This is a genomic window from Dethiosulfatarculus sandiegensis (assembly GCF_000931935.2).
In the GTDB taxonomy this organism is placed as follows: domain Bacteria; phylum Desulfobacterota; class Desulfarculia; order Desulfarculales; family Desulfarculaceae; genus Dethiosulfatarculus; species Dethiosulfatarculus sandiegensis.
This window is the reverse complement of the sequence record NZ_AZAC01000014.1, coordinates 246,990-261,344: the sequence shown is the minus strand read 5'-3', so window position 1 is coordinate 261,344 and position 14,355 is coordinate 246,990. Positions and strand designations below refer to the sequence as shown.

The window sequence follows — 14,355 nt, the reverse complement described above, 5'->3', positions numbered from 1 at the left end:
TACGGCAATATACAGTAAACCCCGGCTATCGGTTTTGGGTTGACTTAAAAAACGGCTCGGGTTTTATTGCAAGGAAAAGCAACTGTTCCAAACAGAGGAAGGCTTGAATTCAATCGACTCAACATCAGGTGTTTTCAAGGGGGGAGACATGGAATGGACCATTGAACCGGCCCAAAAAAAAGACTGCCCGCACCTGGCCCGGCTTGCCGAGCTGGCCAGTGGGGGGATGAGCGATTTTTTATTCCTGGACCTTGTGCCCGGCAAGTCACCTGCCGAGGTCATGGCCATCTCCTATGCCACCGAGGGCCAGCCCCATTCCTATGAAAACACCATTGTGGCAAGGCACAACCGAAAGGTGATCGCCATGGCGCTTTGCTATGACAGCAAACACCATGGCATTAATCAGGAGATGAAGGATTTTTTCCCCTCTGACAGGCTTCTGCACTTAACTGATTTTTATGAAGCCAGGGTGGAAGACAGCCTCTATTTAAGCACTCTGGCCGTGGAGCCCGAATACCAGGGCAGAAGTATCGGCCAAAACCTGATAAAATCATTGAAAAGCAAGGCCCAAGACAAAAAACTGAAAAGTCTGGCGTTGATTGTATTCAAGGATAACGATAAAGCCTTAAGGCTTTATCAAAAAACCGGCTTTGAAATTGTCCGGTCTGTGCGCATAGACCCGCACAGGCTAATACCCCATAAAGGAGGGGCATACCTGATGCAATGCCCTTTAACCGGACTTGCCCCGTTTGAAAGCAAATGAAGAAAAAGGCAGCCCAAAACCAGGCCCGGTTATGGAAGGCCAATCAATTTCGTGATCTGGATCTCCTGAAGGCCAGTTTCACCACCCACCGCTATAACCGCCACATCCACAAAAAATATGTAATGGGGGTCATAGAAACCGGAGTGGAACGCTTTTTCCATAGGGGAAAAGAGCACTTTGCCCCACCCAAACACCTGATAGTAATCAACCCGGGAGAGGTGCATGACGGCAGCTCAGCCACGGAACAGGGCTTTATCTACCGGGTGGCCTATGTGCATCCCGACCTGGTAAAAAAAATCGCCGAGGCCTGGGGCAAAAAACCGGGCGCATATCCCTTTTTCAGGCAAGCGGTGACCAAAGACCCTCAATTGGCGGAAAAATTCTTCAAGGCCCATGTGTTGCTGGAAAGAGAAACTCAAAGCAAATTGGCAGCCCAAACCTGCTTTATAGAGGTTGTGGCTGAGATAATAAACCGGTACGCGGTTTTTACCGAAGCCGCATCTTTTAAACAACCCCAAAACCCCGGCCTCATCAAAAAGGCCTTGGAGCAGATCAGGGACCAGGCCCGGGAAAACCTTTCCCTGGATGATCTGGCCCGGCAGGCCGGGCTCTCCAAATACCATTTTTTGAGGCTTTTCAAAGAATCCACCGGCCTGCCTCCCCATGCCTATCAGGTGCAGCAAAGGGTGGAGCTGGCCAAGGGATTTATAGAAAAGGGCCATGACCTGAGCCAGTCTGCCTATAAGGCCGGATTCAGTGACCAGGCCCACATGACCAGGCAATTCAGGGCGATCCTGGGCGTCACGCCGGGGTCTTTTCGCAGATCGCTTTTCTCCTGATATTCTTCTCCTGCCCGTCTTTTTTAAGCAAAGCAATTTCATTCAAGAAAAACCCGCCTCAATTCTGTAAGCATGACAAAGAGGGAGGGTTAGATGACCAAAAGCAGCATAACAGGTTTCAAAGCCACCCTGCCGCTGGCGGCCAGTGTGGCGGCCTACGGCAGTGTCCTGGGTGTCTTGTCCGTTCAAAAAGGCCTTAGCTGGCTGGAAATCCTCATAATGAACCTGGCCATATTCGCCGGGTCTTCCCAATTTGTAATGGTGGATATGTGGAACCCGCCCTTGCCGCTTTTTGAGATGACGCTTGCCGTGGCGGTTATCAACCTGCGCTATCTTTTGATCGGCGCATCCTTAAGAGACATGTTCAGGGGCAAGCCCTTAATGGTGAAGCTCTCCTACATGCATATGGTCACGGATGAAAACTGGGCCCTCACCATGGCCTATCAGCGCGAAGGCAAGGCGGACCTAAACTTTCTTTTAGGCGGCGGGGTCTGTGTGATGACTGCCTGGTGCCTGGGCACCCTTTCCGGGCTTTTCTTCGGCGCTGCGGTGCAGAATCCGGATACCTATGCCCTGGATTTCGCCTTCACCGCTGTATTCACCGCCCTGGCGGTAAGCCTGTGGCAAGGCAAATCCGACATTTTGCCCTGGATCACGGCCATGGTGCTGGCCCTGGTTGCGGAAAAGCTGCTTCCCGGAAAATGGTACATCCTGGTCGGGGGTCTTGGCGGAGCCTTGACCAAAATCTTTATTCCCTTAGAACAAAAGGAAGAAAAACAAAATGTACTCAGCTGAGCCTCAAACTTGGCTGGCCATTTTCATGGCTGCCCTGGCTACTTACTCGCTAAGGGCCGGAGGCCTGCTTTTGGGCGGCAAGCTGCCCCAAAAAGGACGGGTCAGCAAGGCATTGGAGGCTCTGCCCGGAACCATACTGATCTCTTTGGTCACCCCATCCATATTTGCCGAAGGCCCCTGGGGAATAGCCGCAGCCTGTTCCACTGCCTTGGTCACATATAAAATGAACAATGTTTTCGCAGGCATGGTGGTTGGAGTCGCCATTGTGGCCCTGCAAAGAAATCTGGCTTTCTAATTAACAATAAACATTTTACAAAATTTTAGTTATAATAAACCAACCCAAACAAAATAAGCAAGTAAATATCTATCAACTTATCGTAATTACTAAAAAGCGGACAAAACAAAACCAACTGTTACACTATGATCTAATTTTTTTCTGTTGCTTCCTGATCTGATAGAAAGAGTTGAAATACCGTGGCCATTATCAAATGGAACGAGAACTTAAGTATCGGCGATGAAACCATAGACAAACAGCACCAGGAGCTGGTGAATCTTTTAAATAGCCTGGAAGAAGCCACCTGCCAGAGTCTCAACACCCAAACAGCGGAACAGACGCTGGATAAATTGCTCAACTACACCATAGAGCACTTTGCGGCCGAGGAAAGGTGGATGCGCCAAAACGGGTACACCGATATGCGCAGGCATATTGAGGAACACCGCGAACTGGCCGACAAGGTGCTGGGCCTTAAGGAAGAACTGAAAACCGCGGACAAAACCATTAACAAAGAAATTGTGGCTTTGATAGCCGATTGGATATTGGATCATATCCTGGGATCTGATTTGAAGGCTGTCAAGAAAGTCAGCAACGGTTAGCAAAAACATTTCCCTTCGCCGTTTCCGGCACGAAAGCCAACCGTATATTTCTAAAATCAGCGTTTCAACCTGCTGCCAAAGCCCTCTCGGACTTTGGCAGATGCCGTTTTTCTCGCAAACCGGCCTTAAATTAAGTTTGAAAAGCTCTTCCCGGCCATGGCCTGGCATCCCCAGGTTCGGAATTCGTTCGCTCAAGCCGGTTTCAGATCAATCCGCCCGCGCCTGATCTCCACAGGCGTCAACAAAGGCCTTAAACAACCTCCTGGCGTATTGATTCTCTTTGTAGAGCCCTTCGGGGTGCCACTGCACCCCCAGACAAAAGCCGGGTCCTTTTCTTTCCATGGCTTCCACCACCTGGTCCGAAGCCCTGGCGCTGACTGCAAAGCCCTGGGGGACATCCTTTACCGCCTGATGATGACCGGAATTGATCCAGATGCGCTTTTCGCCTATTATGCCTTTAAGCAAAGATCCCTCGGACAGTTCTATTTCATGAACCAGGGTGCTTATGTCACCAGCGGAACGATGCAGGGTAGAGCCCGGCACCTGGGTCTTGATATCCTGATAAAGGGTTCCGCCCGCGGCTACGGCCATCACCTGAATGCCCCGGCAGATGCCAAAAGCCGGCAAACCGCGGTCCAGGGTCTGACGGGCCAGCTCAAGCTGCATATCGTCCAAGGGATGATCCACATTCAAAAGCCCGTATTGCATTTCCTCGCCATAATGGCGGGGGGCCACATCCGCGCCTCCGGAAAACAGCACTCCGTCAACACTGTCCAGTATCCGCCCCAGGCTCTCTTTTTCCTTGAGGCAGGGAATGATCATCACCGATGCGCCCGCCTTTTCCAGGCTTTCGGTATAGGCGTAATTAAGGCCGTCGAATCTCACACTGGAGGAAAAAGTCCCCCAGCCATCGGCTATCCGTGTTGCACAACTAACCCCTATCAGGGGTTTTTTCCGGGAAGACATGATCAAGTATTTTCCTGTTATTCTATTAAGAGGCTAAAATTAAAAATTATCCTGTCAAACTGCCGGGACCGTAAAAAAAAACGCATCCGGTCCAGTGCCCCCCCAGGCCGAAATAAAAATTCACTTTGCACCAAAACCACATCTAAAAACAAGCAAATAATCATCTTGAAACTTACCGTTAAAACCATGATTTTCAAAGAAGACAAGATCCAGCGGTTTTTGTCCCAAATTGAATAATATATGCTATAGTGAGTTCCCTTTTTCACAACCAACCGGCCGGAGAATACCAATGCACCCTTTGGAACATCTGTTCAGCCCAGTAAAACTGGGGGAAATGACTCTAAATAACCGACTGGTTCTGCCGCCCATGAGCATCAACTTCGGGGTGGATGAAGAAGGGTTTGTAACTGAGCAGCATTGGGAATACCTGAAGGCCAGAGCCAAGCACGGGCCGGGAATGATTGTGGTGGGCGGAGGGGCTGTGCATAAAAGCGGCCTGGACCTGCCCCGCATGCCCAGGGTCTGGCACGACAAGTTCATCGGCAAGCTCAGCCGCCTGGTGGAAGAGCTGGCCCCCTATGAATCCCGGTTGGGCATGCAGCTTTTGCACGGCGGCCGCCAGGCCTATCTGGCTGAAAAGGTCGCCCCCTCCCCCCTGCCCTCCCTGGGCGTGGTAAGGGAAATCCCCCGGGAATTGACGAGAAATGAAATCCAGGACATGGTCCTGGCCCATGCCCGGGCAGCCGGGCGCTGTAAACAGGCCGGGTTTGATTTTGTGGAGATACACGCAGCCCACGGCTACCTCATCTCCGAATTTCTGGCCCCTCTTTCCAATCTCAGGGATGACGACTATGGCGGGGATTTCACGGGCCGAACCCGCTTTCTCCTGGAGATCCTTGAGGCCATAAAACAGGAAACCGGGCCTGAGTATCCGGTGGGGGTGAGGATCAACGGCGAAGACTACATTGAAAACGGCTGGGATCTTTACCAATGCCTTATGCTGGCCCCCATCCTGGAACAGGCGGGCGCTGACTGGCTGCATATATCAGCCGGTATATACGGCTCCTTTCCCATCACCATACCTTCCATGTATGCCAAGCACGGCTGCTTTGTCCACCTGGCCAAGGCGGTGAAACAAACCGTTCAGATACCTGTGATCTGTGTGGGACGCATAAAAGACCCCCGCCAGGCGGATGCGATCATAGCCAACGGCGAGGCAGACCTGGTGGCCATGGGAAGGGCCCAGCTCGCCGACCCTGCCCTGACCGAAAAGGCGAGGAAACAGGAGTTCTCCCGAATCAGGCCCTGCATAGGTTGCTGCAAGGGGTGCATAGACCGGGCCCTTGCCCTGGAAGAATCCACCTGTGTAATGAATCCGGAAGTCAGCCGGGAGTACATGCTCGGCGAGCTTAAGCCCGCCTCCCAAAGCAGGAGAATCGTGATCATAGGGGCGGGTCCGGCCGGTCTGGCCTGCGCCCGCCTGGCGGCCTTACGCGGCCACCATGTCACCATACTGGAAGAACAGGCCCAGGCCGGAGGCCTGGCCCGGGTGGCTGCCCTGGCTCCGGGCCGGGGCGAGATAAACGACATGATTCAATACTACCTGGCCGAAAACAAAAGGCTGGGCGTGGATCTATGCCTGGGGGCAAGGGTTGATCAGGCCACGGTTCAAGGGCTGGCCCCGGACAAGATAGTCCTCACCACAGGCAGCCTGCCCGCCATGCCCCAGATCCAGGGGCTCTTTGACACGGAAATGGAGATGCACACGGTTCTGGATGCCTTTGAACCCAGCGCTCCCTTGGGCAACAATGTCCTGATCCTGGGTGGAGGCGTGGCCGCCCTCACCCTGGCTGATCACCTGGCTCAAAACGGCCGCAGGGTGGTGGTGTTAAACCGCTTTGACCATTACGCCCCCGAAATCTCGGCCAATGACCGCACCTATCTCAGGGAAAACCTTAAGCGCCCGGAAATCTGCCTTTACAAGCGGGTTGTAATAAAGAAATTTTTTGATAACGGGCTTATGTTCGAGGCGCAAGGGCAAAGGCATCTTTTGGAGGATTTCACCGACCTGGTCCTGGCAGAGGGCATGAAGCCCATGTTGGAGGCAGCGCGGGTGGTGGAAAATCTCGGAGCCGAGGTCTTTACCATAGGCGATGCCAAATCCCCCCGCACCCTGCTTGATTCCCAGACCGAGGCTGATGAATTGGGGCGTTCCCTTTAAAAAACAACCCCGCCCTCAAAAAGGGCGGGGTTTATGACTATTTCCGCTGCCCAAGCCCTTACGGACCTGGCAGATGCCGCTTTGAAGAATTTTTTAACTCATCACCCAGACCGCCTGCTCCTTGGCCAGGTGAACCACCTTTTTGCTCACGCCTCCGATTAAAAACTCCTCAACCGCGCTGATCCCGCGCCGGCCAATGATAATTGTTCCATAGCCGCCTTTTTTGGCCTGCTCGTATATGGTTCCCGATGCGGAATAAATATCTTGAATCAAATGGGTGTTTATCCTGTCCTTGGCCACTCCCCTTGAGACAAGCTCATCCGTGGCCTTGGCAAAGGCCTTATTCATGGCGTTCGTGGCGCTTTTGATCCACTGTTCCTCAAAACCCGGCGGGAAATAGCCGTCCAGGTATTTGTGGAAGCTTTCCTTGTTGGTCAGGGCGTGAAACAAGGTGATGCGCCCCTTGGTTCCGGCGAGGATCCCGGACGAACGAATCACCCCATCCATGCAGCCTTCGGAATCGTCCATGGCCACCAGCACATCGCTGCCCTTGGGTTGGCCTCCGACCACCCAGACCGGGATCTTGTGCAGCTTATTGACCAGTTTCATGGAGGTGCTGCCCAGGACCAGGTCCTTGAGCTGGCTGGTGCCGGTCCGCCCCACCACCACCGCGTCATAGCCGTTTTTAGCCTCTTCGATGATATCCCTGGCCACGCCTTCCCCGCCTTCCAGGGTGATGAATTCGACATTGTCCGGGCTGAACCCCTGACTGGTGAGGCTTGCCAGGGCCTGTTCCATGGCGTTATTCATCGCCTTTTTCTTTTGCTTTTCCCAATCGGCCAGGCCGTTTTTCACGTCCTCGGCAAAGGCGGGGTCTTTTTTAAGGCCCCAAAGCCGCCAGGGATTGGCCTTGAGCACATGCAACAGAACCACCTGGGTATTTTCCGGTGAAACCATGGAAGCTACATATTTAACAGCTTTTTGAGCTTCTTCCGAACGGTCCATGGCCACCATTATTTTATTTTGGGCATTAGCGTTCATTTTCTGCTCCTTTTACCGGTCAATCAAATCATGGCTCTTGCCAATTTTTTCCCCTGGTTCAGGTCAGATCAAGGCCTCCCATGGCCAGCAGCTCTTTTTTACCCAAACGGCTGTCCAGCACATAATTCAACACCCCCAGCTCGGAAAGCTCGTCTTTAAGCTCCACCAGACGGGAACGGTCGATATTTTTCATGCGGATGTAAACCCTGCGCCTCCCCTTGGGCACCCGGTCATATGAGGTCATTATGTTGACCAGGCTGCCGCCGTATTTTCTGATCAGATCAGCGGCCTTTTTAATGCTCCCCGATTCGTCCGGAAGATCGATGGCGAATTGGATTCCGCCTCTGGTCACGCCGGAAAGGCTCACCAGGGAGCGAAGAATGTCGGATTTGGTTATTACGGCCAGGGGTGTGCCTTCCTGGTCCAGAACCGGCAAGGCGCTTATTCTTTTCTCCAGCATGATCAAAGACGCCTCTTCCACGGTGTCGTAGATACCCACGCTCACCGGGTCCGGAGTCATGATCTCCTTGACCTTGATCTTATCCAAAAGATAAGCCAATTCGCCTTTGCTCAGGGAATTGGCTTGTGAGGCACTGGCTGTTTTCACGTCGCGGTCACTGACAATTCCCACCAGTTTATTTCCATCTAAAACCGGCAGATGGCCTATACGGTGATCCTCTAAAAGCATTGCCGCGCCCGCCATTGTTTCATCGGGAGTTACGCTGATGAGTCGAGTGCTCATCCAGTTGCAGATCAGCATTCAAAACCTCCTTCAAATAGGAAACCTCATAATGAGTATCGGTCATCACCACCTTTTGGGGCAAGGCAATAGAAAGCCAACAGCTCAATAAACGCGTTTTTTTCAATTATGCAGATAGATGCGCCCGGCTTTTGCCAAAGGCAAGGCAGACGTGCTTAGCGGAAGGGAGGAGATCAAAAGGCTTTATCAGGCGGCCTGCATTTTTGTTTCCTGGTAAAAAACCGCGCTTTTGTTTTCCAGGCACAACTGCCAATTTGAACTCAGAAGCCTGTGCCGGGGGGTGCGGGCCAACCTGGCCACGGCCCAGGGGGCCAGCCCGTTAATCTCTACTATTTCCAGCCCTTTTGCATGTTGCCTTAAAACCACCAAAAGAGCGCTGAGGGCAAGGTTATTAAAGTCCGAACATCCGGCGATGTTTAGGTTAAACCTGTCTAGACCCCTTATCCCGGCCAACTGCTCGGGCAGGCTGTCAATTATCATCTCCGCATCAAAGCCGCCCAGGCATTTAAGGCTAAGCACGGCGTTTGTTTTGGTCGCGACAACACAACCTGTCCGGTCCTGCTTCTCCCTTAAAAGCCTTTTCTCTCTGTTTTTGGTTCCGCTTTTGTGGTCAGACATTTCTTCTCCTGATCCAAATCCGATATCTAAGCTTGATCATTAACGAAATTTTTTTATTTAATAGGGACTATTTAAAATTTTTAGAAAAAACCAAAACCAGGCCTTTGCCGCATCATGCTGTTTTGGTTCTATTTTAACCTGGGTAAGACAAGGCAACAGTGTCATTTAAGTGGCAAAAACAAGGCGATTTTACGCATAGCAAAATATTTCTTTAGTTTTTCTATCGCCTAAGTAGTTTTACATGGTCAGCCAATGCTATACTGAGGTCACGCGTGAAGCCGGAATCCGGCTTTGTTTTTTTCCGCTCAGCCCAGGCAAGCGGTTATCGGACAATAGAGGAGATTTGGGTAATGCCCGGACAGCAGTTTTGGCTCTCTCTTCTCAAATCCTGCGAAGCCGTACACGCTTCTCTGGATCTGAAGAAAACCCAAAAAACCATTGTTGAAAATGCGCGCGATCTGTTTGAGGCCAAGGCCGCGGCCATCATGCTTTTTGATATGGCCGACGGCTCCCTTAAGATCAGTGAATCCTATGGCTTAAGCCGTGAATATCTGGATAAAGGCCCCATAAGCCCTGACCGAAGCCTGCAGGAAACCATATTGGGGTCTGCCGTGGTGGTGACAGACGTAGCCACCGACTCCAAGGTGCAATACCGTCAGGCCGCGGCCAGGGAAGGCATTCTTTCCATTGTGGGTTTGCCGCTTTCTCTGGGCAGCATAATGGCCGGTTCCCTGCGCCTCTACTATGACAAGCCCATGGAATTTTCCCGAGAGGAACTGGAGGGCATGCAGTCCTTTGCCAACCAGGCGGGCCAGGCCCTTAGGAAAAACTTTTATTTTGAATCAATTAAGGAAACCACGGAAATCCACCGCATGCCCGCGCTCTATTCCTTTAACAAGACCATGGAACGCCTGCTCAAGGCCGCGGCCCAAAGCGCCCATGCCAAAGGCTGCGCCCTGTGGCTGGTCAATCGGGAAACAAAAGCCCTTGACCTCATCAAAAGTGTGGGGCTTTCGGAGAAATACATCTCCAAGGGATCCATATCCCAAGATAAAAGCCTGGGAGAGGTGAGCAGCCAGGCCCCGGTCTGCGTGACCTGCGTATTGGATGATGAAAGGGTGCAATACCCCGAACAGGCGGCGGAAGAAAAGATTGAATCGATAATCGGCCTGCCGGTCTTTGCCGGTGACACCGTTGTGGGGGCCTTGCGCTTTTATTATCTCTTTGAATTTATCCCGGACGAAGGCGACTATGCCTGGATGAGTGCCATGGCCGCCCATGTGGGCAGCGCCTTGACCAAAAACCAGCTTATGATCAAACTAAAAGCAGACAGTGACGATTACCAGGATCTGTTGGAAGACATGCACGCCAAGCATTACCGCACAGACCTGGCTCTAAAAGACTGACCAACCGGGTGGTCTGCCTTTTGCCCTTTTTTATAAGGGCGCATTAATTTGAACACGGGAGGGTGCGTCCAGCGGCTCTTTTTTAAGAGCCCTGGGCGCAAACTTTTTTTAGCTGCGGGTAAAGGGCTGTTGGAGTTTGGGTGGTTGAGGGGAGGGATAGGTTAATAGCAATACTGTACAAACTGGACAATTAGTTAGTTCTCCCTTTTTATTAATGTATCGTCTCAAGTTCATCAATATGGCGGAATACAATACCACTTAACGGATTCTGCTTCATGTCGAATAATGGGTTTGCCACAACCTGAATACCACTTTTTAATAGTTTTGATAGGATTTTATCGAATTCGTCATCAGACTTTATTATTTCAATTTTGTACTCAGGCAAAACTATACCCGCTTTTGACCAGTTGTCTAAAAAAACTTTTAGTTTAAGAGGATTGTCAATTATGAACAATGTATTTTTGACAATTACCGGCTGTCCTGATTCCTTTGAAAAAAGAGCTACTACTGGTGCGTAATAATTTGAAAAACGATTGTAGGCATTTTCAATTGCTAGCGTGTATTTTACTACTTCGGCATTGATACATTCAATACACTCTTCACTTTCATCTTTCATTTGCATGCAAATTGAATACGGGCCAAAGACCTCTTTCGCAGATGAGTAACAGGTAGGATCTCCATTTAACCTTGCTTGCTCAAACTGCGAATTAAAAAAACTGGCCATATCACTTGCTGAGGACATTGTTTTTCGAACTATTTGACCGCGATGATGGACATATCTAGAACTTCCGTCTTTAAGGTTTATCTTCAAACAGTGGTTACCCTTAAACTCACTTGCTCCTTCTGGATTCCAAGCCATAAACATTACTTGCTTTATTTTACCTTGAAGCGACGCAAACAATGCTTGGCCTTTGGGTGCCAAGTCAATCCAAGATTTGTAATCAAAATGCTTCAAAAAATTATGATCCTCAAAGAAATCAGATTTGATTAGACCTATGACACGATCTATAGGTTTCAAACATGATTTATGAACAAGTCCAAGAGAATGATCAGCATCTGTCTGGTCAATTTCTATGAGAGGTGAACTGCTCTCTGAAATAAAGTCTCCACAGTGAAGACACTGGAGTATTTGTGTGTTACGTTCCAAAACACTTTTGCAAAGTTCCTGGTACGCCAAACTAAAGGAGCTACTGAGTTCAGTATCCGCAGCTGGCTCAAGAATCACAACTTTTTTGTCAGTAAATAAATCTGGTTTTTCTTCTATAAACCTGTGTATACCAGCATATGTCGCCGCTCTATGAATTACTTTCCATTCAATTCCATTTGGGGTTTTGCAGGTGTCACCATAAAATTGTGCTCTTTTGTTTCCTGCATCATCAAATCTGAATAGAGTAATAATCATATAGTCTGCTTCATTCAAGATCGAATCAACCAAGAGAACATCTTGGTCACTTGGAATATTGCTTCCATCAAATTCTACATTAAGCATATCTTTTTCAACAGTTAGTTTATTTTCTAAACTAATTGGATCAAGATATCTAGCAAGTTTACTCTCAATCCCCCTTTTGTTAATCGATTGTCTTTGAGAAGCAAGTGACAATGCTAGTGAGATAGTTATTGAAAACAAAAGTTCTGGTTTTACTTTACTTCTGGCCGATAAAACCGTGAGGATTGCGCCTTCGAGTGGCGTCCCTTGTTGTACATCAGCAATTACAACATAAATCCGCTTCAAGAGACTAACTAAAATAGTTTCTGCAATGACTTCATTCGTTGAGTTTTGATATGCAGTTGAAAGATTATTCTTTAATTTGGCATAAACCTCTTTTTCAGACTTATTTAAAGGATTTTCTTTGAAATTTGTATCATTCAACCTCACACTTTCCAATATTTTCCTTAAATCATACCTTACTTTTGATGAGGCTGTCGACGATGTTGCTAATATATATTTATCATTCGAAGTTGGGTCAGACAGAAATTGGTTTACGAATTGGCTGGTTGTTTTATAAAATTCTGAATTGACATTACCAGATATACTTATATTTCGTTTTGCTTGGAAATAAAGATTGCCAATATCTGTTGTTAAAGTTATATCATCGATACAGGAAGAAGATTCAAAGGATACCGTATTAATCGAATGAACTCCATCGAGTCCAATACCGATTAGTGAGTCCATTTCGAGCAACATTTGGATCAAAAAATATGCTGCGAGCCTCTGCTGGTAGTCTATGCCAGTATTTGTTGCTGCTCCGCCACCATTAGACATTATATGCTACCTCATTTGGTGCTTTATTATAGCCCATGGATATACTAATTTGATAACATCCATAACAGTCAATACAGCGTTAACTCTTACGCTTGAGAATGATATTAAGGCGATCTTTCGTTGATTGCTTTATCTCTCTCCCAGGCTCCAATCTGGGAACGTAATGGATTTGAGTCTCTGCCTTATCTTCATTCTTACCATTGTGTCTTAACGCAAACAAAATCAATTCCGTTGATATAATTCCTGACACTTTAATATCTCCAATCCTCCGGTTTATCTGTATAGGCTCGATGGGCTGAATTTAGATAAATATAATTCAATTTTTGGCGTATCGTATTTTTATCCAAGATTTCATGTTGATGATTTTCCCCTGCCTGAATCGGAATTTTGGATATTATTTGTGTCGTGATTTAAAAAAAATCAATTTTATCTCGTTCCCAGGCTCCAGCCTGGGAACGCAATGAATTTGAGGTTCTGCCTCATCTTCGTTCCAACCACTGCGTCTTGACGCAAATTAACTCGATGCCATTGATATAATTCTAGCGCTTGAATATCTCCAATCCTCAGGTCTATCCACATAGCCTAGGCAAACTGAATTTTAATGAATATAATCCACGGGTACAGCATATTTTATTTCAAATTTCCTGTGGATGATTTCTTTCCTGGCAAGACTAAATTTTGGCTCCACGTTACATTTATAGAAACTAGCATGATTAAAATATAACCTCAGCAAATTGTGGATAGGCAAATACCGGTAGCCAGGCGAAAAAGATTTCACCGGTTTCCGCAAACTACAAGCTCATCAAATAACGGACAACCATTCATACAAGACGAACGGTGTCTGCACGCCCCACAGCGATCTGAACTGAAGTAACTTCGAAACGATCCCATATTTCGAGACTTTGTCCAAATGTCCAGAAGTGTTGTCTCGCTGTCAAGCTGATCTCCTTCCGACAAAGCACTCTGGAAGGAGCAGGGATATACCTTCAAATCTTCAGAGACGTACATAGAGAATCTGCCCGCGTCACAAGCGTCAACCATTGAGGTATTGGTATCCGTGTATGCAAGCACTCCGCTTACACAACATGCGTCAAAACCAACCTTTAATTTTCTCTGAGGTGAGGTGGCCAATCTAAAAAACTCTTTCAGCCTTGTAGTATGTCGCAAGAGCTTATTCTCAAAAACTTTTCGCCCAGATGGTTTGTAGTTTAGAAAGACAATGGCGTTGATGCCCCTCAAGAAATCGGGAGGCTCATTTAGCCAGTCTATTGCAGTGTCGACGCTGATGGCGTCCAATATGAAATGAACGTTTGTCTTGATGCCGTTGTGGATAAGTTTCTTGATTGTATCAGAAGTTTCATCGTACGGTGGGTATGCAGAAATAGCAACAGCACCACAATGCTTTCGCGTGGTATCGAGGATTTCATCACTTAGGCCACGACCGTTCGTAGTGTAGTTCGGAACTACTCCTTTGGAAGCTGTGTACTTAAGGATTTCAACAAAATCTGGATGTTGGTTAGGGTTGCCTCCCCCTAAAGCTACTTGAAATGTCCCCATATCTGCTGCCTGATCAATCACATCCTTGTAGTCATCCAGCGCCATGTGTTCACCATATTTAGTCGAGTACTTGTAGCAAAATGAGCAACCTTTATCGCACCAATTCGTTATTGAAATATCCATCAGCTCCGGCCCGTGTGGTGACCAGAAAGGTTCTTTTTCCCCCTTATCAGGGACTCGGGCGAAGAAGCCAGTATTTGGATTAAAAAACGACGTATACCCCAAGCTTTTGTAGCGGATGGCTTTTAGCATG

The 14,355-nt window shown here is 48.5% G+C and carries 13 protein-coding genes; 7 read left to right on the top strand and 6 right to left on the bottom strand.

The features are described 5' to 3' along the window. The first annotated feature begins 148 nt into the window (after window positions 1-148). The 5 genes from X474_RS10835 to X474_RS10815 all read left to right on the top strand — a co-directional run bounded on the left by X474_RS10835 (window position 149) and on the right by X474_RS10815 (window position 3,270). Window positions 149-763 carry a GNAT family N-acetyltransferase gene (locus X474_RS10835; protein ID WP_044348803.1) on the top strand — a complete coding sequence of 205 codons (615 nt, stop codon included), beginning with the start codon at window positions 149-151 and terminating at the stop codon, window positions 761-763. Further along, the gene (locus tag X474_RS10830) at window positions 760-1,602 is read left to right on the top strand and encodes an AraC family transcriptional regulator (RefSeq protein ID WP_044348802.1); all 843 of its coding nucleotides are present in this window, start codon (window positions 760-762) and stop codon (window positions 1,600-1,602) included. The genes X474_RS10835 and X474_RS10830 overlap by 4 nt, the downstream gene beginning before the upstream one ends. Before the next feature lie 93 nt (window positions 1,603-1,695). Further along, window positions 1,696-2,397, top strand: a complete 702-nt coding sequence (locus X474_RS10825; protein ID WP_044348801.1) for an AzlC family ABC transporter permease — start codon at window positions 1,696-1,698, stop codon at window positions 2,395-2,397. Further along, on the top strand, window positions 2,384-2,692 hold the full coding sequence (locus tag X474_RS10820; RefSeq protein WP_044348799.1) for an AzlD family protein: 309 nt from the start codon (window positions 2,384-2,386) through the stop codon (window positions 2,690-2,692). The genes X474_RS10825 and X474_RS10820 overlap by 14 nt, the downstream gene beginning before the upstream one ends. A gap of 179 nt (window positions 2,693-2,871) precedes the next feature. Continuing rightward, a complete protein-coding gene (locus X474_RS10815; RefSeq protein ID WP_044348798.1) occupies window positions 2,872-3,270 on the top strand; it encodes a bacteriohemerythrin in 399 nt (132 codons plus the stop codon). A 207-nt stretch (window positions 3,271-3,477) separates the two neighbouring features. Here X474_RS10815 and X474_RS10810 read toward each other — a convergent pair whose 3' ends face one another. Continuing rightward, window positions 3,478-4,236, bottom strand: coding sequence for a gamma-glutamyl-gamma-aminobutyrate hydrolase family protein (locus tag X474_RS10810; RefSeq protein WP_044348797.1), 759 nt, complete (start codon window positions 4,234-4,236; stop codon window positions 3,478-3,480). 289 nt (window positions 4,237-4,525) lie between these two features. On the opposite strand from X474_RS10810, the gene X474_RS10800 reads away from it, so the two are divergent. Continuing rightward, complete coding sequence (locus X474_RS10800; RefSeq protein WP_044348795.1) at window positions 4,526-6,457, top strand: oxidoreductase; 1,932 nt, start codon at window positions 4,526-4,528, stop codon at window positions 6,455-6,457. 93 nt (window positions 6,458-6,550) lie between these two features. Here X474_RS10800 and X474_RS10795 read toward each other — a convergent pair whose 3' ends face one another. From X474_RS10795 to X474_RS10785, 3 genes are all read right to left on the bottom strand, one after another. Next, window positions 6,551-7,498 (bottom strand): universal stress protein, encoded by a 948-nt coding sequence (locus tag X474_RS10795; protein ID WP_044348793.1) that lies wholly within the window; start codon window positions 7,496-7,498, stop codon window positions 6,551-6,553. 58 nt (window positions 7,499-7,556) lie between these two features. Continuing rightward, window positions 7,557-8,258 (bottom strand): CBS and ACT domain-containing protein, encoded by a 702-nt coding sequence (locus X474_RS10790; protein ID WP_044348792.1) that lies wholly within the window; start codon window positions 8,256-8,258, stop codon window positions 7,557-7,559. 186 nt (window positions 8,259-8,444) lie between these two features. After that, a complete protein-coding gene (locus tag X474_RS10785; RefSeq protein WP_044348791.1) occupies window positions 8,445-8,876 on the bottom strand; it encodes a hypothetical protein in 432 nt (143 codons plus the stop codon). Window positions 8,877-9,226: 350 nt separating this feature from the next. Between X474_RS10785 and X474_RS10780 the strand changes: the two genes are divergently transcribed. After that, window positions 9,227-10,282 (top strand): GAF domain-containing protein, encoded by a 1,056-nt coding sequence (locus X474_RS10780; RefSeq protein WP_044348790.1) that lies wholly within the window; start codon window positions 9,227-9,229, stop codon window positions 10,280-10,282. A gap of 211 nt (window positions 10,283-10,493) precedes the next feature. Here X474_RS10780 and X474_RS10775 read toward each other — a convergent pair whose 3' ends face one another. Together X474_RS10775 and X474_RS10770 are read right to left on the bottom strand one after the other, a co-directional pair. Then, complete coding sequence (locus X474_RS10775) at window positions 10,494-12,545, bottom strand: hypothetical protein (RefSeq protein ID WP_044348789.1); 2,052 nt, start codon at window positions 12,543-12,545, stop codon at window positions 10,494-10,496. A gap of 774 nt (window positions 12,546-13,319) precedes the next feature. Beyond that, window positions 13,320-14,354, bottom strand: coding sequence for a radical SAM/SPASM domain-containing protein (locus X474_RS10770; RefSeq protein WP_044348788.1), 1,035 nt, complete (start codon window positions 14,352-14,354; stop codon window positions 13,320-13,322). Window position 14,355 lies beyond the last annotated feature (1 nt).